The 19,127-nt window shown below is 70.9% G+C and carries 16 protein-coding genes; 12 read left to right on the top strand and 4 right to left on the bottom strand.

All coding sequences use genetic code 11. The annotated features are described in order from the left end of the window. Positions 1–68: 68 nt before the first annotated feature. Entirely contained in the window at positions 69–1,253 is a 1,185-nt protein-coding gene (locus ACQPYK_RS18630; protein WP_433256829.1) for a thiolase family protein, read from the bottom strand. A gap of 97 nt (positions 1,254–1,350) precedes the next feature. Here ACQPYK_RS18630 and ACQPYK_RS18625 point away from each other — a divergent pair, with 97 nt between their 5' ends. Then, positions 1,351–1,806 carry a winged helix-turn-helix transcriptional regulator gene (locus ACQPYK_RS18625; protein ID WP_433256827.1) on the top strand — a complete coding sequence of 152 codons (456 nt, stop codon included), beginning with the start codon at positions 1,351–1,353 and terminating at the stop codon, positions 1,804–1,806. A gap of 98 nt (positions 1,807–1,904) precedes the next feature. On the opposite strand, the gene ACQPYK_RS18620 is transcribed toward ACQPYK_RS18625, so the two are convergent. Continuing rightward, positions 1,905–5,639 carry an NB-ARC domain-containing protein gene (locus ACQPYK_RS18620; protein WP_433256825.1) on the bottom strand — a complete coding sequence of 1,245 codons (3,735 nt, stop codon included), beginning with the start codon at positions 5,637–5,639 and terminating at the stop codon, positions 1,905–1,907. 264 nt (positions 5,640–5,903) lie between these two features. Then, complete coding sequence (locus ACQPYK_RS18615; protein WP_433256824.1) at positions 5,904–6,578, bottom strand: SDR family oxidoreductase; 675 nt, start codon at positions 6,576–6,578, stop codon at positions 5,904–5,906. Between the two features lie 509 nt (positions 6,579–7,087). Between ACQPYK_RS18615 and ACQPYK_RS18610 the strand changes: the two genes are divergently transcribed. From ACQPYK_RS18610 to ACQPYK_RS18600, 3 genes are all read left to right on the top strand, one after another. Then, entirely contained in the window at positions 7,088–8,317 is a 1,230-nt protein-coding gene (locus tag ACQPYK_RS18610; RefSeq protein WP_433256822.1) for a monooxygenase, read from the top strand. A gap of 95 nt (positions 8,318–8,412) precedes the next feature. Then, positions 8,413–8,661 (top strand): DUF2277 domain-containing protein, encoded by a 249-nt coding sequence (locus tag ACQPYK_RS18605; RefSeq protein WP_433256821.1) that lies wholly within the window; start codon positions 8,413–8,415, stop codon positions 8,659–8,661. A 143-nt stretch (positions 8,662–8,804) separates the two neighbouring features. After that, positions 8,805–10,079: a cytochrome P450 family protein gene (locus ACQPYK_RS18600; RefSeq protein ID WP_433256819.1), complete on the top strand. Its 1,275-nt coding sequence runs from the start codon at positions 8,805–8,807 to the stop codon at positions 10,077–10,079. A 49-nt stretch (positions 10,080–10,128) separates the two neighbouring features. On the opposite strand, the gene ACQPYK_RS18595 is transcribed toward ACQPYK_RS18600, so the two are convergent. Beyond that, on the bottom strand, positions 10,129–11,433 hold the full coding sequence (locus ACQPYK_RS18595) for an MFS transporter (protein WP_433256817.1): 1,305 nt from the start codon (positions 11,431–11,433) through the stop codon (positions 10,129–10,131). Positions 11,434–11,554: 121 nt separating this feature from the next. Between ACQPYK_RS18595 and ACQPYK_RS18590 the strand changes: the two genes are divergently transcribed. The 8 genes from ACQPYK_RS18590 (at position 11,555) to ACQPYK_RS18555 (ending at position 19,051) form a co-directional block, all read left to right on the top strand. After that, a complete protein-coding gene (locus ACQPYK_RS18590; RefSeq protein ID WP_433256815.1) occupies positions 11,555–12,544 on the top strand; it encodes an Lrp/AsnC family transcriptional regulator in 990 nt (329 codons plus the stop codon). After that, a complete protein-coding gene (locus tag ACQPYK_RS18585; protein WP_433256813.1) occupies positions 12,541–13,845 on the top strand; it encodes a M20/M25/M40 family metallo-hydrolase in 1,305 nt (434 codons plus the stop codon). Before ACQPYK_RS18590 ends, ACQPYK_RS18585 begins: the two co-directional genes overlap by 4 nt. A 426-nt stretch (positions 13,846–14,271) precedes the next feature. Continuing rightward, positions 14,272–14,520, top strand: a complete 249-nt coding sequence (locus tag ACQPYK_RS18580) for a DUF6400 family protein (RefSeq protein ID WP_433256811.1) — start codon at positions 14,272–14,274, stop codon at positions 14,518–14,520. Then, positions 14,507–14,743, top strand: a complete 237-nt coding sequence (locus ACQPYK_RS18575; RefSeq protein WP_433256810.1) for a hypothetical protein — start codon at positions 14,507–14,509, stop codon at positions 14,741–14,743. The genes ACQPYK_RS18580 and ACQPYK_RS18575 overlap by 14 nt, the downstream gene beginning before the upstream one ends. Positions 14,744–14,870: 127 nt before the next feature. Then, a complete protein-coding gene (locus ACQPYK_RS18570; protein WP_433256809.1) occupies positions 14,871–15,275 on the top strand; it encodes a RidA family protein in 405 nt (134 codons plus the stop codon). Positions 15,276–15,467: 192 nt separating this feature from the next. Beyond that, positions 15,468–16,205 (top strand): lytic polysaccharide monooxygenase, encoded by a 738-nt coding sequence (locus ACQPYK_RS18565; protein WP_433256808.1) that lies wholly within the window; start codon positions 15,468–15,470, stop codon positions 16,203–16,205. A 227-nt stretch (positions 16,206–16,432) separates the two neighbouring features. Then, positions 16,433–18,274 (top strand): glycoside hydrolase family 15 protein, encoded by a 1,842-nt coding sequence (locus ACQPYK_RS18560; RefSeq protein WP_433256807.1) that lies wholly within the window; start codon positions 16,433–16,435, stop codon positions 18,272–18,274. A 324-nt stretch (positions 18,275–18,598) separates the two neighbouring features. Next, positions 18,599–19,051, top strand: coding sequence for a hypothetical protein (locus ACQPYK_RS18555; protein WP_433256805.1), 453 nt, complete (start codon positions 18,599–18,601; stop codon positions 19,049–19,051). Positions 19,052–19,127 lie beyond the last annotated feature (76 nt).

Genomic DNA, 19,127 nt, shown 5'->3' with positions numbered 1-19,127 from the left:
GCTCGTGCCTCACCGGACGTCCTCTCCCCTACGGCTTCCGTACGGCTCCCATACGGCGCGGTCGTGGGTCAGGCGATCGCCTCCAGGATGGTCGCGTTGGCCAGCCCGCCGGCCTCGCACATGGTCTGCAGCGCGTAGCGGGCGCCGCGCTGGTGCAGGGCGTTGACGAGGGTGGTCATCAGCCGGGTCCCGCTGGCGCCGAGGGGGTGGCCCAGGGCGATGGCGCCGCCGTTGACGTTGACCTTGGCGGGATCGGCGCCGGTCTCCTTCAGCCAGGCCAGCACCACGGAGGCGAACGCCTCGTTGACCTCGAACAGGTCGATGTCGTCCAGTCGCAGCCCGGCCCGGCGCAGCACCTTGCCGGTGGCCGGGATGACGCCGGTCAGCATCGTCAGCGGGTCGGAGCCGACCACCGCGAAGCCGTGCAGCCGCGCCTTCGGACGCAACCCGAGCCGGGCGGCGGTCTCGCCGGAGGCGATCAGCACGGCGGAGGCGCCGTCGTTGATCGGGCTGCTGTTGCCCGCGGTGACCGACCAGCCGATCTGCGGGAAGCGGTCGGCGAAGGCCGGGTCGGCGAAAGCGGGGCGGAGCCCGGCGAGGATCTCGGGGGTGGTGTCCGGCCGTACGGACTCGTCGGTGCGCACCATGCCCGCGTCCGTCGCGACGGGCGCGAGCTCGGCGTCGAACAGGCCGTCCGCGTGCGCCTGGGCGGCCCGCCGGTGGGAGGTGGCGGCGAAGGCGTCCATCTCCGCACGGCCGATCGACCACTTGGCCGCGATCAGCTCGGCGCTGATGCCCTGGGGGACGAGCCCCCCGGGGTAGCGTGCCGCGATCCCCGGCCCGAAGGGGTCGGCGCCCGCCGGCACGTTGGACCACATCGGCACCCGGCTCATCGACTCGATCCCGCAGGCCACGACCAGGTCGTACGCTCCGGAGATCACGCCCTGGGCGGCGAAGTGGACGGCCTGCTGGGAGGACCCGCACTGGCGGTCCACGGTGGTCGCCGGGACGGACTCGGGGAAACCGGCCGACAGCCAGGCGTAGCGGGTGGTGTTCATCGCCTGCTCGCCCACCTGGTCGACGCAGCCGCCGATCACGTCGTCGACGAGCTCCGGATCGACGCCGGAGCGGCCGACGAGGGTGCGCAGGGTGTGGGCGAGCAGTTCGACCGGGTGCACGCCGGCGAGCGCGCCGCCCGGCTTGCCCTTCCCGATCGGCGTTCGTACGGCCTCCACGATGACGGCGTCGCGCATGTCCATCGACTCCTTGAGGGCACCAGTCAGTTGGAAAACTGGATGAACTATAACCCGGTAAGTTGGATAAGCAAATGCACTGTCCTAGGCTGGGCTTATGCGCGATCCTCGGCCCTGCTCGATCACCGACACGCTCGGCGTGATCGGCGAGAAGTACTCCCTGCTGGTCCTCCGCGAGATCTTCTGGGGCGTCCGGCGCTTCGACGCCATGATTCGAAACATCGGGGCCCCCCGCGACGTCCTGGCCACGCGCCTGCGCACTCTCGTCGAGGCCGGCGTGCTGGAGAAGGTCGCCTACAGCGAGCGCCCGCCCCGCTTCGAATACCACCTCACCGATGCCGGACGGGAGTTGCGGTCGGTGCTTCTCATGCTGATGAGCTGGGGCGACCGCCATCTCGCCGACCGCCCGCCGGTGGTGTTCCAGCACTCCTGCGGGGCCCCCCTCGACCCGGTCGTGGTCTGCCGCGCCTGCGGCGAGGAGCCGACGGAGACCTCGCTCACCGCCCGGTTCCAGATTCCGGGCTGGAACGCCGCCGGCCCCGTGACCGTCTGAGGCCCACCGGGACGGCGCCCCGTGGACGACGGCCACAACCGTCGCGGACCGCTCGGCGGCGTCGGCCGCCGGCCGGTCAGTGGCCGTGCGGGTCGCCCTTAATCGATCGAGGGAGGTGTGGCGCGGGCCGCTGTCGGGTGCGGGCGGCCCAGAACGTACAGGCCCTGCGGGCCGGCACCGCATAGCGTGCTCGCGTCCGCGAGCCAGGCGAGGCTGGTGATCCGTTCGGCGGTCTGGAAGGTGACCTCGTCGGATCCGTTCCACAGCTTGATGGTGCCGTCCTGTCCGCCGGTGGCCAGCCAGTCACCGTCGGGAGAGAACGCCACTGCACCTACCCGGCCCCGGTGCGCGGTCGGGCAGGCCTGCTCGTGACCGTCCGGATCCCAGATGCGCACGACGCCGTCCGGGTCTCCGGTGGCCAGCCGGGCGCCGTCCGGCGAGACCGCGATCTTGATCGGCTCCCAATGGGGACTGCCGCCGAAGCTGCTGCGCTGCTCGCCTGCGCAGTCCCACACTAAAACTCGGCGGCCGTCCCCGGCGGCCAGCCAGGTTCCGTCCGGCGAGATGATCAGTGTGCTGACTCGCCAGAGGGGGGAGCAGCGAAGGTCGAAACGGAACGTGCCGTCGGCGTCCCAGGTCTGGATCCGGTTGCCGGCCGCTGTGGCGAACCAGGTTCCGTCCGGGGCGATGGCCAAGGCGAGAATCCGCTCTTCCCCATCGCGGAGCGTCAATTTGCGGCGCAGGTCGCCCCCGCAACTCCACAGCCGGACCTCGCCGCGGCCACCGCCGGTGGCAAGCCACGACCCGTCCGGAGAGATGGCCAGGGCCGACGAACCGTCTGCCCCGCTCAGCCGGGCGCGCGGCTCGCCCTGAGCGTTCCACAGCCGGACGTCCTCGTAGATGGCCGCTGTGGCGAACCAGGCACCGTCCGGCGCGACGGCGAGCGCGGACACCTGCGTGGGCAGGGCGCTCACCTCGGCACGCCGGTTCCCGTCGATGTCCCAGACACGTACCCGACCCCGGTCGTCGCCGACGACGAACCATGGTCCGTTCGCCGCGGCGGCCAGGGCGGTGACCGGCCCGGCCTCGTGCGGAGTCTCGACGAGCACGTCAGGGGTGGAGTCCCAGAGCCTGGCAGCGTTGTTCCCGCTGCTCGCGCTGGCGAGCCAGGTGCCGTCGGAAGCGATCGCGAGCCCGCTCATCCAGCCGGTGTGGCCGCTCAGCCTCGCCCGTGGACTGCCGTCGCTCTGCCACAGGCGCACCTTGCCGGTCACGTCGCCGCTGGCCAGCCATGCGCCGTCCGGTGCGATGGCCAGGGCGGTCACCGCGGCGTCATGGCCATCGATGACGCCGCGCACGTGCCCGTCGCGGTCCTGGATGTGGATCCGGCCGGCGTCGCTGCCGGCCGCGAGCCAGGAGCTGTCCGGGGAGATCGCCAGACAGCGGCACTCCGAGGTGAAGGCGAAAGCGCTGGGCAAGGCGGTGAAGTGCGGGGCCAGGACCAGGACGTGCACGGCGCCGCGATCGTCACCCATGGCGAGCCAGGAACCGTCCGAGGAGATCACCAGCGTCGTCACCTCGCCGTCGCCGGGATCGAGGAGGGCGATCGGGATGCCGCCGGGATGCAGGATCGTCATGCGGGATCGGGAGCCGGAGGAGACGGAGGCCAGCCAGGTACCGTCCGGTGAGATGGCCAGCGCCGAGATCCGACCGATGGCGGTGTTGCTGTCGTACGTGGCCAGCAGGCGGCCTTGCCTGCTCCAGATGCGGACGGTGGCACTGTGGTCGCCGGTGGCCAGCCAGCTGCTGTCGGGGGCGATGGCGATCGCCGTCACCATGTCGTGGTGGCCGTCGAGGGAGGCGATGCGGTCTCCTTCGGGCGTCCACAGCCGGGCGGCGCCGACGGTGTGCTCCATGCTGATCGCGTCGAAGCCGTTGCCGTCGCCGGTGACCAGGAAGGTGCTGTCGGGGGCGATGGCCAGCGCGCTGACCCCACCCGGATGTCCGTCGAGAGTGGCCTGCAGGTCACCGTCGCTGTTCCACAGGCGCACGACGCCGACGGCGTCGCTGTAGTTGGCGTTGGATTTCGGGCCGCTGCTCTCGCCGGTGGCCAGCCAACTGCCGTCGGGAGCGATCGCCAGTGCGGCCACGCCCTTGGGGTGGCCGGGCAGCAGGCGGCGCAGGTTCGCCGAGTCGCCCTCGGGGAGCGGCCAGCGGGCGGGCAGAAAGGAGACCCCGGCCTGTTCGGCGTACCAGGCGACCGGCGCTTGCCGGCCGGGGATGGCGCTGAGCCGGGTCAGCAGGTCGGAGGAGGAGGTCAGCAGGGGTCCGAAACCGGAGAGCATGCCGGCGATCCGCCGGGCCGGCGGCGAGGACGCGTGAGCAAGGTCGGCCGCCGCGGCGGCCGACCCGGATCGGGCGGTGCGCGGCACCAGCCAGCGGACGTCGGAGACGAGGTCGTTCACTTCGTCGTGCAAACCGGCCTCTTTGAGGTGGAAGGCCAGGTTGTCCCATAGGTAGGACTCGCCCGGCGGCAGGTTCCACCATCCGCCGGGAGCGAGCGCTCTGGCCCGGGTGATCAACCGGCGGCCGGCCATGATGAGGGCCGTCGGTCCGGCTGCCGAGCGCAGATGGCTGCGGATGACGTCGTGCAGGGTGACCACGGCCATCGAGTCGGCGGCCCAGTGCAGTGTGAGCAGGGCGAGCTCGTGCAGCTTCTCGCACAGGCGCTCCGCTTCGGGCTTGGGGCATCCCCACAGCAAGGCGACAGCGTCGACCGGCACGTCGGTGTCCTCGGGCAGGACGCCGAGGTCGACGAACCGGGTCCGTTCTTCGCCCGTGATCAAGTCCTGGCTGTAGTCGACGGTCGCGCTCACCGCCTGCGCGCGCTCATCGGTCACGGTGAGGTCGAAGGTGGCCGGCCCGTTCGCCCGCAGCCGCTGTAGCGCCTCCTCGGCGGCCGTGTCCACGTCGGCGCCGCAGGCTCGCTGCTTGCGCAGGCGGGCGTTGACGATCGCCAGCAGCAGCGGCCAGCGGCCGGTGGCGCGCAGCAGATCCCGTACGAGATCGGCCCGCATGTCCGGCAGGTCACGGGTGAGCAGGTGGGTGGCCGCCCGCGGGGACATCTCATCGACCTCGATCGTGGTGTCCCGCACGATGGACGGACGCCGGGTGGTGACAAGGAGCTGAGCATGGGCGGCCGCGAGCAGGAACGGACCGAGCTGGGCGGCGTTCCACACGTCGTCGATCACTAGCAGCACGGGCTTGCGACCGTCGAGGACCTCGGCCAGCCGGTGGCCGGCCTGCTCGGGATCACCGAACTCGGGGCGCTCCTCGTCGAGGTGGGCCACGACGTCGTTGATGAGGGAGGCGAGTTCTGCGCCGGTCCGGTCGCGGCCGAGCGTCACCCAGATGATGCCGCCCTTGAACCGCCGGCGGGCCTCCCCGCGATGGCAGATCTCGGCGGCGAGCGAGGTCTTGCCGAAGCCGCCCGCGCCGACGATGCCCGCGGTCAGCCCGACCGGTGCCGATCCCCGGCGCAGCGCAGCCGTGATCATGGCGAGTTCCGGCCGGTCGACCCATTCCGGATCCCGCGGCGGCACGCGGAACGACGGCACCCGAGCCCGGCGCTCGGACAACCTGGGTAACAGCAAGGTGAGGGCGACGATGAGCACGACGGCACCGGCGAGACCGGCGATCCAGGCGGGCCTGTTGGCGGTGACGTTGTCCGGAAGGTAGTCGCTGACGACATTGATCGGCAGGCCGATCACGATGCCGAGCACCACGAGCAAGGCCGTCACCAAGGCCGGTGCGAGCGTCCTGCGGCGCGCCATGGGTCACCTCGCGCTCACCTTAACGCCTTGCCGCCGCACGGGTCATCCAGGTGTTTCGACCGAAACACCTGGACGCACGTTCGAGGCACGGGCAAGGCATCGAGCCCGATGGATGCCTGAGGCAGCCTGACGGCCGCAACGCTGACGCACGACACGTACGACCGAGCACCGAACGAGATCCTTGAGGAGGGTTTCCGCAGGTGACCGACGTGCCTGACAACCCCGGACGACTCTTCAGGCATGTTCCGCGGGAACCTACTCGCCTCACATGTCTGACGCCTTCTCAGCACCCCGGATAACGGCGGCGTCGGCCGCCAGCCCGGCGAAAGCCGCCGGCCAGTCGGTGTCCGGGGCGCTCGGGTCGTCGTAGAGCTCGAAGGTCTTGCCCAGGGCGGTGGGGCCGGACAGTGCGGCGACCGCGGCGGCGGCAACGGCGTCACGGCTGATCCGGCCATCGCCGGTATCGCCCTGCTCCAGGCGGACACCACCCGCCGGCCGGTCGGTGAGCCAGCTCGGGCGGATGATCGTGTACGGCGCGCCGCTGATCCGCAGGGCCTGCTCGCCGCGCGCCCGGGCCTCGATGATGCCGGCCGTCCCCGGGTGCTGACGCGCGCGGGTCACGTAGATCTGCGACACGAGCACGACCTGTGCCCCGGTTCGGGAGGCCACCTCGGCGAGCGAGGCGACACCCCGGTTCAGGACGGCGTCGGCACCGGCCGAGTCCGACGGCGGCTCGACGCTGACCACCACGCCGCTCATCCCGGCGAGCAGCTCCGGATCGACGCCACGGGCCAGGTCGAGGATCACCGCGTTCAGCCCGTCGCGGGAGCGCCCGGGGCGCCGGCTGGCGAGGGTCACCTGGTGCCCGGCGCCGGTGAGTGCCTCGACGACGCGTCGCCCGGTACGGCCGGCGCCGCCGACCACCATGAACGAGCCCATCAGCAGACCCCGTTCAGACGGACGTGGACACCGGCCCGCGTGATGGCGGGCCGGTCGTGCTGCTCATTGCTCATCGTTTTGCTCATCGTTCGCTCCCGAGGACGGTGAAGACAGGTGTCGTCACAGGCCGGTGACCGGTCCGGGCGGCCGGCCCCGAAGATCGTCCATGATCGCCCCTGCCTCGGCAGGCACGATATCCAATGCCCATATCGCGATCATCGGTGGGCGCCGGCACCTGCCCACCGCGTTGTCTCGATCGCCTGTTCTCCCGTACACCGCCCGCCGGTTCGGGGGCCGGTGTGTTTCGGGGGGCGGTGTGTTTCGGGGGGCCGGTGTGACGAGTGCCACTTGCGGCGTAGAGCGCCCTCGGCCTTGCGGAGGAGTGCCTTCGGCCTTACGGCGGATGGAAAACCGTCGCGGGAGCGAGGAGCCTGAACCTCAGGACCGACAGGGGTCCGTCCCGAGCGCCTCGCGGTCTCGGGAATCCCGGCAGGAGCAGGGGGCGGGTCATGAAACACGCAGTGCGGCCGATGAGATGGTTGGGCGGGATGGTCCTCGCGCTCGCCGCCGTCCTCCTCGTCGCGTCGTGTTCCGGACAGCAGCGTCCGGCCGCCTCACACGGCGCGGCCGCCTCGCCCGGCTCCGGCGCGGCGACCGGCGCCGGAGCGCACGGCGGCCACGGCAAGCCGTTCGCGCCACCGCCGGCGGCGCCGCTGCGGCCTTCCGAACGGTTCGTCAATCTGACGCTGCCCCAGCCGTACACCCCGGCGGCCCCTTCGGGCGGGACCGATGAATACCGGTGCTTCCTGGTCGATCCCGGGCTGACGGATCGGGCGTTCCTCACCGGCAGCCAGTTCCTGCCGCAGAACACCGACATCGTCCACCACGCGATCATCTTCCAGATCGGCCCGAAGGAGGCCGAGGCGGCCGCCAAGCTCGACGCCGGCACGCCGGGAGAGGGATGGACCTGCTTCGGCGACGCCGGCATCGACGGCGGCGCCTGGGTCGGCCACTGGGCGCCGGGGGCCAACGAGACGCTGCTCACCCAGAAGGTCGGCTACCCGCTGCCGGCCGGCAGCCGGCTGATCATGCAGGTGCACTACAACCTGCTCGCCACCGAGGGCAAACCGGTGGGCAGCGACCGGTCCGGGCTCCGGCTGCGGCTCACCGACGGCAAGGCCGACCTCGCTCCGCTGGCGACCGAACAGCTGCCGGCACCGATCGAACTGCCCTGCACGGCCGAGGAGTCCGGACCGCTGTGCGAGCGTGAGGCCGCGGTGCGCGACGTCGCGCACCGGTTCGGGGACCGGTCCAGGTCCATGGTGACCGAGCTCAACCAGTTCTGTAACAACGCCCGGCCGCCGGTGGCCGGACCCACCCAGCACTGTGACCAGAAGGCCGACGGGCCCGCCACCGTGTACGCCGTCGCCGGTCACATGCACCTGCTCGGACGCTCGATCAAGGTGGAGCTCAACCCCGGCACGCCCGGTGCCCGGACCCTGCTCGACATCCCCTCCTACAACTTCGACGAGCAGGCCATTCGCCCGCTGGCCAAGCCCGTCGCCGTCAAGGCCGGCGACACCTTCCGGGTGACGTGCACCCACGACGCGGGCCTTCGCAAGCTCCTGCCCGCGCTGCGCGAGCTTCCCCCGCGCTACGTCGTCTGGGGCGAGGGCACCAGCGACGAGATGTGCCTGGGGCTGCTCGTCCTGTCGCCGCAGGCCCGGACGGCCGGCTGACGGCACGCCCTGACGGGCGGAGCACCGCCGGTCCCGGCCTCCAGGCGCGAGGCCGGGACCGGCGGTGACCTGCGGGAAAGCAGAATGTCGGGGGGATGTCATACCGTCGGAGCATGTGCCGGAGTATCAAAACTCTTCGTGAACCGTACGCCAGTGACGTGACGGAGGACGACGTGCGCGCCGCCGCGCTCCAATACGTCCGCAAGCTCTCCGGATTCCGCTCCCCGTCCGCGCGCAATGCGGAGGCCTTCGACCGAGCCGTGGACGCCGTGGCCGCCGCCACGCAAACCCTGCTCGAAGACCTCCGGCTCAAGCCCGTCTCCCGGCGGCCGCCGCAGGAGTGATCCCCTGGGCGGGTCCGACGTCATCTCGGATGTCATCGCGAGTGCCATCCCGGACGGCATGGTTGCGCGGCCACGCGGCCGGGCAGTGACCGAGACGGCGTCACCGGCAGGCGGAAGCCGTCCGACGCCCGAGGAGGACAGTCATGAGCGCTTCGACCGACCACGACGCGACCGACGCCGCTGGCGCGGTGAACCTGGCGGATCCCGAGCTGATGAAAGACCCCTTCGGGGGATACTCGCGGCTGCGCGAGCAGGCTCCCCTGGCGCGCGGGACCCTCCCCGGGTCGACCACGCCGATCTGGCTGGTCACCCGGTACGACGACGTCAAGACGGTGCTGAGCGACCCGCGGTTCGTCAACAACCCGACCAACGTGCCGGGGATGGACCTGCGGAGCGTCCGCGAGGAGCAGCTCAGTGCCCGCGGGGTTCCCCCGGAGTACGCGCGGTACGTGCTGGACGGCGTCCTTGAGACCGACGGCGCCGACCACCTCCGGCTTCGCCGGCTCGTCTCGCGCGCGTTCACCGCGCGCCGGGTCGCCGAGCTGCGGCCACGAGTCGAGGAGATCACCGAGGAGCTTCTCGACCGGCTTCCCGAGACGGCCGAGGACGGTGTCGTCGACCTGCTGGAACACTTCGCCTATCCGCTGCCGATCACCGTCATCTGCGAGTTGGTCGGCATTCCCGAGGAGGACCGCCCCCGGTGGCGCGAGTGGGGCAGGGCCCTGGTGTCCCTGGAGCCGGAGGGCTTCGGGACGGCACTGCGGGAGATGGTCGCGCACGTGGAGGAACTGATCGGACGGCGTCGCGTCGCACCCACCGACGACCTGCTCAGCGGGCTGATCCGCGCCCATGACGAGGACGGCGACCTGCTCGGCGACACCGAGATGATCACACTGGTGCTGACCCTGGTCCTCGCGGGACACGAGACCACCGCCCACCTGATCGGCAACGGGACCGCCGCCCTTCTCACCCACCCCGACCAGCTCGCCCGGCTTCGGGGGGAACCGGAGCTGATGCCTCGCGCCGTCCACGAGCTCATGCGCTGGTGCGGCCCCGTCCAGGGAACCCGGATGCGTTACGCGACGCAAGATCTCGAAATCGGCGGTATGCCGGTGCGGCGGGGTGAGATCGTGATGGCCATCCTGGTCGGAGCCAACCACGACCCGCGTGCGTTCGGCTCTCCCGGACGGCTCGACATCACCCGGGAGCCGGACGGCCGCCGGGAGAACCACGTCGGTTTCGGGCATGGTCTGCACTACTGTCTGGGCGCGGCGCTGGCACGCCAGGAGGGCGAGGTGGCGTTCGAGGCGCTGCTGCGCCGTTTCCCCGATCTCGCCCTCGCCGTCGAGCCGGAAGACCTGGAGCGTCAGCTGATGCCGGCTTCGTGGCGGCTGGCCCGGCTGCCCGTGCGCCTTTGAGACGGACCGGCGACGGCGGGCGGGGGCGCCCCGCCCGCCGTCCCCGGTGTCAGCTCAGCGGCTGGTCCTTGGTCTCCTTGAGCGCGAAGACGTAGACCAGGGTCGACCCCAGGGCGAGCGCCGACATGTACCAGGCGAACAGTCCGGCGTTGCCGGCGTCGATCAGCGCGGTGCCCACGAGCGGGGCGGTGCCGCCGAACAGGGCGACGGTCAGGGAGTAGGGGAATCCGGCGCCCGAGGCCCTGACCCGGGTCGGGAAGAGCTCGGAGTTGACCGCCGCCGAGATCGACGTGAACCCGCCGAGGAAGACCATGCCGACGCACTGGACCAGCAACAGGCTGGCGAAGGAGTCGGTCAGCAGCCCCATCAGCGGCACCGGCAGCAGAGTGAAGGCCAGGCCGAAGGTGATCAGCATCGGCCGGCGGCCGATCCTGTCCGACAGCATGCCGAGCAGCGGCTGCAGCACCATGAAGAACAACAGCGAGATCGTGCCGACCTGAAGGGCCTCGGCCTTGTCGAACTTGACCGTGAGCTGGGCGTAGGTGGGCAGGAAGGTCGTCCAGGTGTAGTAGGCGACGGTGCCGGCCATGGTGATGCCCACGATCAGGAACGCCTTGGACGGGTAGCGGACGAGGAACTCGAAGAGCTTCGGCTTCTCGGCCACGCCGTTTTTGATGTCCTCGGCCAGGGTGGTGGTCTCCTCGGCGCCGCTGCGGATCCACAGCCCGACGAGGCTCGCCAGTGCCCCGACGACGAATGGGACGCGCCAGCCCCACGAGCTCATCTCGGCCTCGGCCAGGGTCGCGGCGAGGAGGGCGGCGAGGCCGGAGGCGAGGAGCTGGCCGATGGTGGTGCTGACGTACTGGAAGCTGGAGAACAGGCCGCGCTTGCCCGGCGGGGCGGACTCCACGAGGAACGTGGTGGCCGCGGCGAACTCCCCGCCGACCGACAGCCCCTGGATCAACCGGGCCAGCGTCAGGACGATCGGCGCGAGCACTCCGGCAGACTCGTAGGTCGGGGTGATCGCGACCAGCAACGAGCCGGCGCCCATCAGGATGATCGTGAAGGTCATCGCGGCCTTGCGGCCGAACCGGTCGGCGAACGAGCCCACGAGAAGCCCGCCGAGCGGGCGCATGAAGAACCCGACCGCGAAGACCGCGAACGTGCTCAGCAACGGCACCAGGCCGCTGCCCGCGCTCTTGGGGAAGACCTGGGTCGAGAAGAAGACGGCCAGGAAGGAATAGGTGTACCAGTCGAACCATTCGACGACGTTGCCGACGTTGGCGGCCATCAGCTGGCGCACCCGGCTCCTGGGGACGCCGAGCGGGGCCGGCCTGGGGGGAACTGTGGCCACAGGGACTCCTCATGCCTAGTGGTAAGCCAAGTCTCTCAGGTGGCCCACCATGCAACTAAGTGATAGAACTAGTCAAATATCTTGAAATATCTTTATATTCCCGACATACAGACGAGTTTCGGTGACCATTTTTGACGATCTTGACCGTCGTCTGGCCACGGCTCTCCAGGTCAGCCCCCGCGCGACATGGGGCGAGATCGGCGGCGCCGTCGGCGAGCACGAACGGACCGTGGCGCGCCGCCTGCAGCGGCTGCTGTCCACCGGAGCCGTGCGGGTCACCGCCATCCTCGACGAGCTGCGCTGCGGGCTCGGCACGCCGGTGCACCTGCACGTCCAGGTCCGTCCCTGTACGGCCGAGCAGGTCGCCGAGGCGCTCTCCGCGCGTCCCGACACCCGTTCGGTCTACGCGGTGGCGGGAGCCGCCGACATCGGCTGCGAGCTGGTGGCTCCGTCCAGAGATCTCCTGCACGAGATCCTGATCTCGCAGATCCCCGCCACTCCCGGCATCGTGCAGACCCGGACCCAGGTCGTGCTGCACACCTTTCAGACGGTCGCCGAGTGGCACGCGCCCTACCTCACGCGAGAGCAGGTCGCGCTACTGAGGGCCGGCGCGCCGGCCCCGGTCGCGCCGCCGGAACGGGTCGAGCTGACCGCGGCCGAAATGGACGTCGTCGGCCTGCTGGCCGCCGACGGGCGCATCGGTTTCACCGCGATCGCCGAGAGGCTGGACATGTCGGTGCCGACCGCCCGGCGCCGGGTGGCGGCGCTCGTCGAGCGCGGGATCGTGCACCTGCGCGCGGAGATGGAGCCCGCGCTGCTCGGGCTGGAGGTGGAGGCCCAGCTCTGGCTCTCGGTTCGCGCCCACGGCCTGGACGAGGTGGGCCAGACTCTCGCCGGCCATCCGAGCGTGCGCTACTGCGCCGCCACCTCGGGCACCCATACCATGATCGTCCAGGTCGTCGTGGCCCACGAGGCGGAGCTCTACCGTTTCCTCACGACCGTCGTCGGCCCGCTCGACGATGTCACCGACGTCAACGTCACCCTCGTCACCCGTGCCTACAAGCGTGGTCACCTGCGCAAGTCGGGCCTGCTCACCCTGGAGTACCGATGACCCCCGCCGAGATCGAGGTAGCCGAGCTCTGCACCGAGCTCATCCGCATCGACACCAGCAACTACGGAGACGGCAGCGGCCCCGGCGAGCGCGCCGCGGCCGAGGCCGTCATGGCCAGGCTCGCGGAGGTCGGGGTGGAGGCGACCTACCTGGAGAGCGCACCCGGCCGCGGCAACGTCGTGACCAGGATCGAGGGCTCCGACCCCGCGCTGCCCGCGCTGCTGGTGCACGGCCACCTCGACGTCGTGCCCGCCAACGCCGCCGACTGGAGCGTCGACCCGTTCGCCGGCGAGATCCGGGACGGTTATGTCTGGGGCCGGGGCGCGGTCGACATGAAGGACATGGACGCCATGATGCTGGCGGTCCTGCGGCAGATGGTGACCGAGGGCCGCAAGCCCAGGCGCGACATCGTCTTCGCCTGGATGGCCGACGAGGAGGCGGGCGGCGAGTTCGGCGCCAAGTATCTCGCCGCCAAGCATCCCGAGCTGTTCGACGGGGTCGACCACGCCATCAGCGAGGTCGGCGGCTACTCCCTGGAGGTCGACCCCTCGCTGCGGCTCTACCTGATCGAGACCGCGCAGAAGGGCCTGGCATGGATGCGCCTGGTCGCCGACGGCACCGCCGGCCACGGTTCCATGCTCAACCCGGACAACGCGGTCACCGAGGTCGCCAAGGCGGTGGCCCGGCTCGGCTCACACGAGTGGCCGCTCAACCTGACGCCGACCGTGCACCGGTTCCTGTCCGAGGTGGCCGACGCCTTCGGCCTGCCCTTCGACCCGGCGGACCCGGCGCCGATCATCGACGCCATCGGCCCGCTGGCCAGGTTCGTCGGCGCGACCCTGCGCCACACGACCAACCCGACCATGCTCACCGCCGGCTACAAGGCGAACGTGATCCCCGGCCAGGCCGGCGCCGTGGTGGACGGCCGCTTCCTGCCCGGTTTCGAGGAGGAGTTCCTGTCCACGGTGGACGAGCTGCTCGGGCCGAACGTCCGGCGCGAGTACGTCACCCACGACATCGCGCTGGAGACGACGTTCGACGGTGAACTGGTCGAATCGATGATCGCGGCGTTGAAGGCGGAGGACCCGACCGCCCGCGCGGTGCCGTACTGCATGTCGGGGGGCACCGACAACAAGACGTTCTTCGCCGACCTGAACATCAGGGGCTTCGGGTTCGTCCCGCTGCGGCTGCCCCCGGAGATGGACTTCGCCGCGATGTTCCACGGTGTCGACGAGCGGGTGCCGGTGGACGCCCTGCGGTTCGGCACCCGGGTTCTCGACCGGCTGCTGATGAGCTACTGAGCCCGTCGAGGCCCTGACCACCGGCGTCCCGGGCGGCTTTCCGGGCGCCGGCGACCAGGACACCCACGCGCCCGACGGCCGCCGGGCGGCGCCCGCAGGGGCGCCGCCGGGGGGTGTCCACGCCACGTCAGGCCGGACAGCAGCGCGGTCGCCGACCATGCGGGAATCCCCCGGCGGTGTGCGGGGCCGTACGCACCGCCTCGAAGCCTCGGTGAATTACGTCACGAATGAGGCACGAAAAGTGACATAAGGTATATAAAGGACAAGGCTTCCTCATTGAGAGGGGCTTCATTCCCACACATGTTCGCGTGATCGCAAAGGATCGCCCCGGCCCGACCCTCGTGGCGGCCATTCCCTACCCGGCCTCTGGAAGGCGTCTTCCGGTCACGCGAACGACACGTTCGCCACCCACCGGAAAGCCACGCCATGAGCCAGGAAAGCAACAACGCCCACGCCGTCTTCGAGATCGACCTCACGCTGGAGGAGACTCGCCGGCGCGCCGCGGTCATGGCGGCTCTCGGACCGGAGTGGGATCCGCCGGCGGCGCTGCGGTCCGAGGAAGAGGCGTACGACCTTCTCTACTCCGGTCTCGACGAGCGGCAGCGGGAGACCTACGACATGCTCGTGGCCGCCGGAGTGCTCCCGGAAAGGGGGCCGGGTCGTGCTGCCGCTTGATCCGCACGCCGATCTGGGGCGCAGGGCATGGGTGTCGTGCCCCGGATGCCGCGACGACGAGGACTGCGGAAGCTGCCTCGGCGGCCGGAACTGCGGGGAGCACTGGCGCTATCTCATCGGCAACACCGGGAGCCGCCTGCATCTGCAGTGCCCGGCGTGCACTCATCTGTGGGATCACGAAACCCGTTTCGGCGCCGGCGGAACCACCCCGTTCCGGCGGTGACGACCGCGGGGGACCTCCGCGTACCGCCGTCCGGTCCAGGGTGATCCGGTACGGCCTCGTTTGATATCACACCCCCGTCCGGGCAGCATCGGGATGCTCCATCCGCGCGATCTCCGGAACGGACGAAATGTCGCATATCAACTTCAGCACTCCCCCGGTGCTGCCACCCGCCAACGGCTACAGCCACGTCGCCGCCATCGCACCGGGCAGCCGGCTCGTCTGGACCTCGGGGCAGGTCCCGATCGCCGCGGACGGCACGCCGGCCGCCGCCGGCGACTGGGCGGCCCAGACCCGCCTGGTGATGCAGAACGTCGGCGCCGCGCTCGAAGCGGGCGGGGCTACCTGGGACGACGTGTTCAAGCTCACGATCTTCGTCGTCGACACCTCGGCTCTGCCCATCGTCCGGGCCGTGCGCGATGAGTTCGTCAACCTACAGCGACCTCCGACGAGTTCGCTCGTGCAGGTGGCGGGTCTCTTCCGGCCGGACATCCTGATCGAGATCGAGGCCGTCGCCGCGGTCCCCGCGGCCTGACGGCGAGCGCGGCACCGGCTCGCGGCCCGCTTGCGCGCCGCGAGCCCCGGCGGGCGTCTCCTCCCCTTTCGTCAAGGGTTCACCGCGGGCACCGAACATTCGACAAACCCCCGGGAATCAGATTACTCAAGCATTTACTGTTAGGAAACTTTCTTTTATGTTTGAGTTATCCCCCCAGCAAAGGAGTAGGAGATGCGAAGAGCGATCACCTTCCTCTCTACGGCGATCATCGCCATCGCGGCCACGGTTTTCATAGCTTCACCGGCCCACGCGCACGGCTACATATCGTCGCCGCCGAGCCGGCAGGCCATGTGCGCCCAGGGTCGCGTCGCCAACTGCGGCGAAATCATCTATGAGCCGCAGAGCGTGGAGGGGCCCAAGGGCCTGCGCAGCTGCAGCGGCGGCAATTCCCGCTTCGCCCAGCTCGACGACGAGAGCAGGAGCTGGCCGGCCACGAGCGTGGGCACCTCGGTCACCTTCAACTGGGTGCTGACCGCTCGCCACGCCACCAGCACATGGGAGTACTACGTCGGCGGCACCCGGATCGCGGTGTTCAACGACCAGGGTCGCCAACCCGGCGCCACGGTCTCGCACAGCGTGAGCCTGGGCGGCCGATCCGGCCGGCAGAAGGTTCTCGCGATCTGGAACATCGCCGACACCCCGAACGCCTTCTACTCGTGCGTCGACCTGCAGGTCGGCGGCGGCTCGCCGGATCCGACGCCGACGCCGACCACCGGCCCGACCGCCACCCCGACCCCCACCCCGACCCCCACCTCGACGACCCCCTCCGGAACCTGGACCACGGGCACCGCCTACCAGCCGGGGGCCGTGGTCACCTACGGCGGCGCGAGCTACCGGTGCATCCAGGCGCACACCGCGATTCCCGGCTGGGAGCCGCCGAACGTCCCGGCGCTCTGGCAGCGGCTGTGACCCGCTGAGCCGGCCCCTCGTCCGCCCGGACGTACGGCGCCCGGCCGCGGTGACCGTCACCCGTGGCCGGGCATCGGCGGGCCGAAACGCCCCGGCGCCCCCATCCGGACGCCGCGCGCCCCATCCGGAAACCTGCCGGGTCCTTGACGCGGGCCAGACCCCGGCACGCGTCCGGGGCACATAGCTTGAGGGCGTAGGAGCGGGGGTGCGCTGGTGAGAGGGCCGACATGATGACGGCGGGGTCCGCGTGGCCTCCGGGCCCGGCAGGCGCCTGCCGATACCTGCCGATCGCCGACCACGGGCTGATCGGTGACATGCGCAGTGTGGCGCTCGTGGGCACCGACGGCACGATCAGCTGGTACTGCTGCCCGCGCTTCGACGCGCCGAGCGTGTTCGCCTCGATCCTGGACGCCGACCGGGGCGGATCGTTCGAGCTGGCCGCCGACGTACCGGCACGGACCAAGCAGTTCTACTTCCCCGACACCAACGTGCTGATCACCCGCTTCTCCGCCGCCGACGGGGTGGGCGAGATCCAGGACTTCATGCCGATCGTCGGCGACCCGGGCGAAGTCGGCAGGCACCGACTGATCCGGCGGGTGGTGTGCGTGCGGGGAACGCTGCCCTTCCGGGCGCGGGTGGCGCCCAGGTTCGATTACGGCAGGCAGCCGCACTCGCTGAGCCTGCGGGACGGCGGGGCGATCTTCGAGTCGCCGTCGCTCTCCCTGGCCCTGACCGCCGGCACGCCCCTCGAGGCCGACGGCCCGGACGTGTGGTCGGAGTTCAAGCTCCGCGAGGGCGAGTGCGCGGTGTTCGCCCTCGACCGGCTCGGCGACGACGTGACGAGGCGGTCGTGTCCGGTCGCCGAAGCCGAGGAGCAGTTCACCGCCACGGTCGCGTACTGGCGACGCTGGCTGTCCGCGTCCCGCTACCGCGGCCGGTGGCGGGAGATGGTGCACCGTTCCGCGCTGACACTGAAACTGCTCACCTACGCGCCGACCGGCGGGATCGTGGCGGCGCCGACGACCAGCCTGCCCGAGCAGGTCGGCGGGGAGCGCAACTGGGACTACCGCTACGTCTGGGTCCGCGACTCGGCGTTCTGCGTGTACGCGCTGCTCAGGCTCGGTTTCAGCGAGGAGGCGGCGGCGTTCATGCGCTTCCTGTCCGAGCACGTCAGCCGGGGCGACGGCGGCCCGTCCGGCCCGTTGCAGATCATGTACGGCATCGACGGGCGTACCGAGCTGCCCGAGGCCGAGCTGCCCCACCTGGAAGGCCACCAGGGTTCGGCCCCGGTGCGCATCGGCAACGCCGCCGCCGGCCAGCTCCAGCTGGACGTCTACGGTGCCCTCATCGACTCCGTCTACCTCTACGACAGGATGTGCCAGCCGATCTCCAGCGACCTCTGGGAAGAGGTCCACACGCTGGTGGACTGGGTCTGCGACAACTGGGACCGGCCCGACGAGGGCATCTGGGAGACCCGCGGCGGCCGCAAGAACTTCGTCTACTCGCGGCTGATGTGCTGGGTGGCGATCGAACGGGCCATGCGGATGGCCGGCCGCCGGGGACTGCCCGCCGACACACCGCGCTGGCAGCGGGCCCGCGACGCGATCTACCGGCAGATCATGCGATACGGCTGGTCGGACCGGCTGCAGGCGTTCGTCCAGCACTTCGACGACGACGTCCTCGACGCCTCCGTGCTGATGATGCCGCTGACCAAGTTCGTCGCTCCCACCGACCCGAAGTGGTTGTCCACGCTCGACGCGCTCGGCGGGAAGCTGGTGTCCGACTCGCTGGTGTACCGCTACGACCCCACGACCAGCCCGGACGGCCTGCGGGGGCAGGAGGGCACGTTCTCGATCTGCTCGTTCTGGTACGTCGAGGCGCTCACCCGGGCCGGACGTCTCGACGAGGCGCGGCTGGCCTTCGAGAAGATGCTGACCTACGCCAACCATCTCGGCCTGTACGCCGAGGAGATCGGGCAGACCGGCGAACAGCTCGGCAACTTCCCGCAGGCCTTCACCCATCTCGCCCTGATCAGCGCCGCCTTCAACCTCGATCGCGCTCTCGGATAGACCGGCGGTCCGCCCGCCGCCCCGGCGAAACGGCCGGACGCAGACCGTACGCCCCGGCGAAACGGCCGGACGGAGGCCGTACGGCCCGGAGGGGTGATCGCCGGTGCGGCGGTTGGCCGCCGCGGCGGCGGGCATACCGACCTCATCGCCGACCCAGGGGAGAAAGCGCATGTCACGGGGGCAGAACGCGATTGGTCGGGAACGGCGTCCGGGAGTGCCGATCGCTCGCCCGGTCGGAGTCGGGGCCGTCGACCGGCCGGGGCGCGCCGGCGGTCCCGCCGTCCCGCGCCGGCCCGGTGCCCCGCCGGTGAGGGAGTGCCGCCGGTGAGCCTGCAAGCGGGAATCTTCGCCGGAGCGGCGGGCACCACCGCGCTCGACATCGTCACCTACCTGGACATGGCCGTGCGCGGCCGCCCGGCCAGCGGCCTGCCCGCCGAGGCCGCCGGCGAGCTGACCGGCCGGGCCGGCGTCGATCTCGGCTCCGGAGAGGCCGGGCAGAGCCGGCGACAGGGAGTGGGCGCGCTGCTCGGGTACGCGGCGGGCGTGGGGGTCGGCGCGCTCTACGGGCTGGTGGTCCGCGACCGGCGCCTTCCCCTGCCGGTGGCCGCGCTGGGACTCTCCACGGCGGCGATGGTGGCCGGCGACGTCCCCCTCACCGCGCTCGGCCTGACCGACCCGCGCGAATGGGAAGCGTCCTCCTGGATCGCCGACATCGTCCCGCATCTGGCCTACGGGCTGACGTCCGCGGTGGTCTACCGACGGCTGACCCGTCCGTGATCCGCCCCCGGCCTCCACACCGGACGCGGTCCGCGACGGGTCCGGTGAGGGTCCGGTGCGGGTCCGGTGAGGGTCC

Origin of the sequence: Streptosporangium sp. CA-135522 (assembly GCF_050949235.1) — a bacterium.
GTDB lineage: Bacteria > Actinomycetota > Actinomycetes > Streptosporangiales > Streptosporangiaceae > Streptosporangium.
This window is presented reverse-complemented; position numbering and strand designations above follow the sequence as displayed.

Coding starts and splice junctions, on each gene's coding strand:
- ACQPYK_RS18625 (WP_433256827.1), top strand. CDS start 1,351: ATGCGCGATCCTCGGCCCTGCTCGATCACCGACACGCTCGGCGTGATC.
- ACQPYK_RS18600 (WP_433256819.1), top strand. CDS start 8,805: ATGAGCGCTTCGACCGACCACGACGCGACCGACGCCGCTGGCGCGGTG.
- ACQPYK_RS18615 (WP_433256824.1), bottom strand. CDS start 6,578: ATGGGCTCGTTCATGGTGGTCGGCGGCGCCGGCCGTACCGGGCGACGC.
- ACQPYK_RS18610 (WP_433256822.1), top strand. CDS start 7,088: ATGAAACACGCAGTGCGGCCGATGAGATGGTTGGGCGGGATGGTCCTC.
- ACQPYK_RS18560 (WP_433256807.1), top strand. CDS start 16,433: ATGATGACGGCGGGGTCCGCGTGGCCTCCGGGCCCGGCAGGCGCCTGC.
- ACQPYK_RS18630 (WP_433256829.1), bottom strand. CDS start 1,253: ATGCGCGACGCCGTCATCGTGGAGGCCGTACGAACGCCGATCGGGAAG.
- ACQPYK_RS18585 (WP_433256813.1), top strand. CDS start 12,541: ATGACCCCCGCCGAGATCGAGGTAGCCGAGCTCTGCACCGAGCTCATC.
- ACQPYK_RS18620 (WP_433256825.1), bottom strand. CDS start 5,639: ATGGCGCGCCGCAGGACGCTCGCACCGGCCTTGGTGACGGCCTTGCTC.
- ACQPYK_RS18565 (WP_433256808.1), top strand. CDS start 15,468: ATGCGAAGAGCGATCACCTTCCTCTCTACGGCGATCATCGCCATCGCG.
- ACQPYK_RS18605 (WP_433256821.1), top strand. CDS start 8,413: ATGTCATACCGTCGGAGCATGTGCCGGAGTATCAAAACTCTTCGTGAA.
- ACQPYK_RS18580 (WP_433256811.1), top strand. CDS start 14,272: ATGAGCCAGGAAAGCAACAACGCCCACGCCGTCTTCGAGATCGACCTC.
- ACQPYK_RS18570 (WP_433256809.1), top strand. CDS start 14,871: ATGTCGCATATCAACTTCAGCACTCCCCCGGTGCTGCCACCCGCCAAC.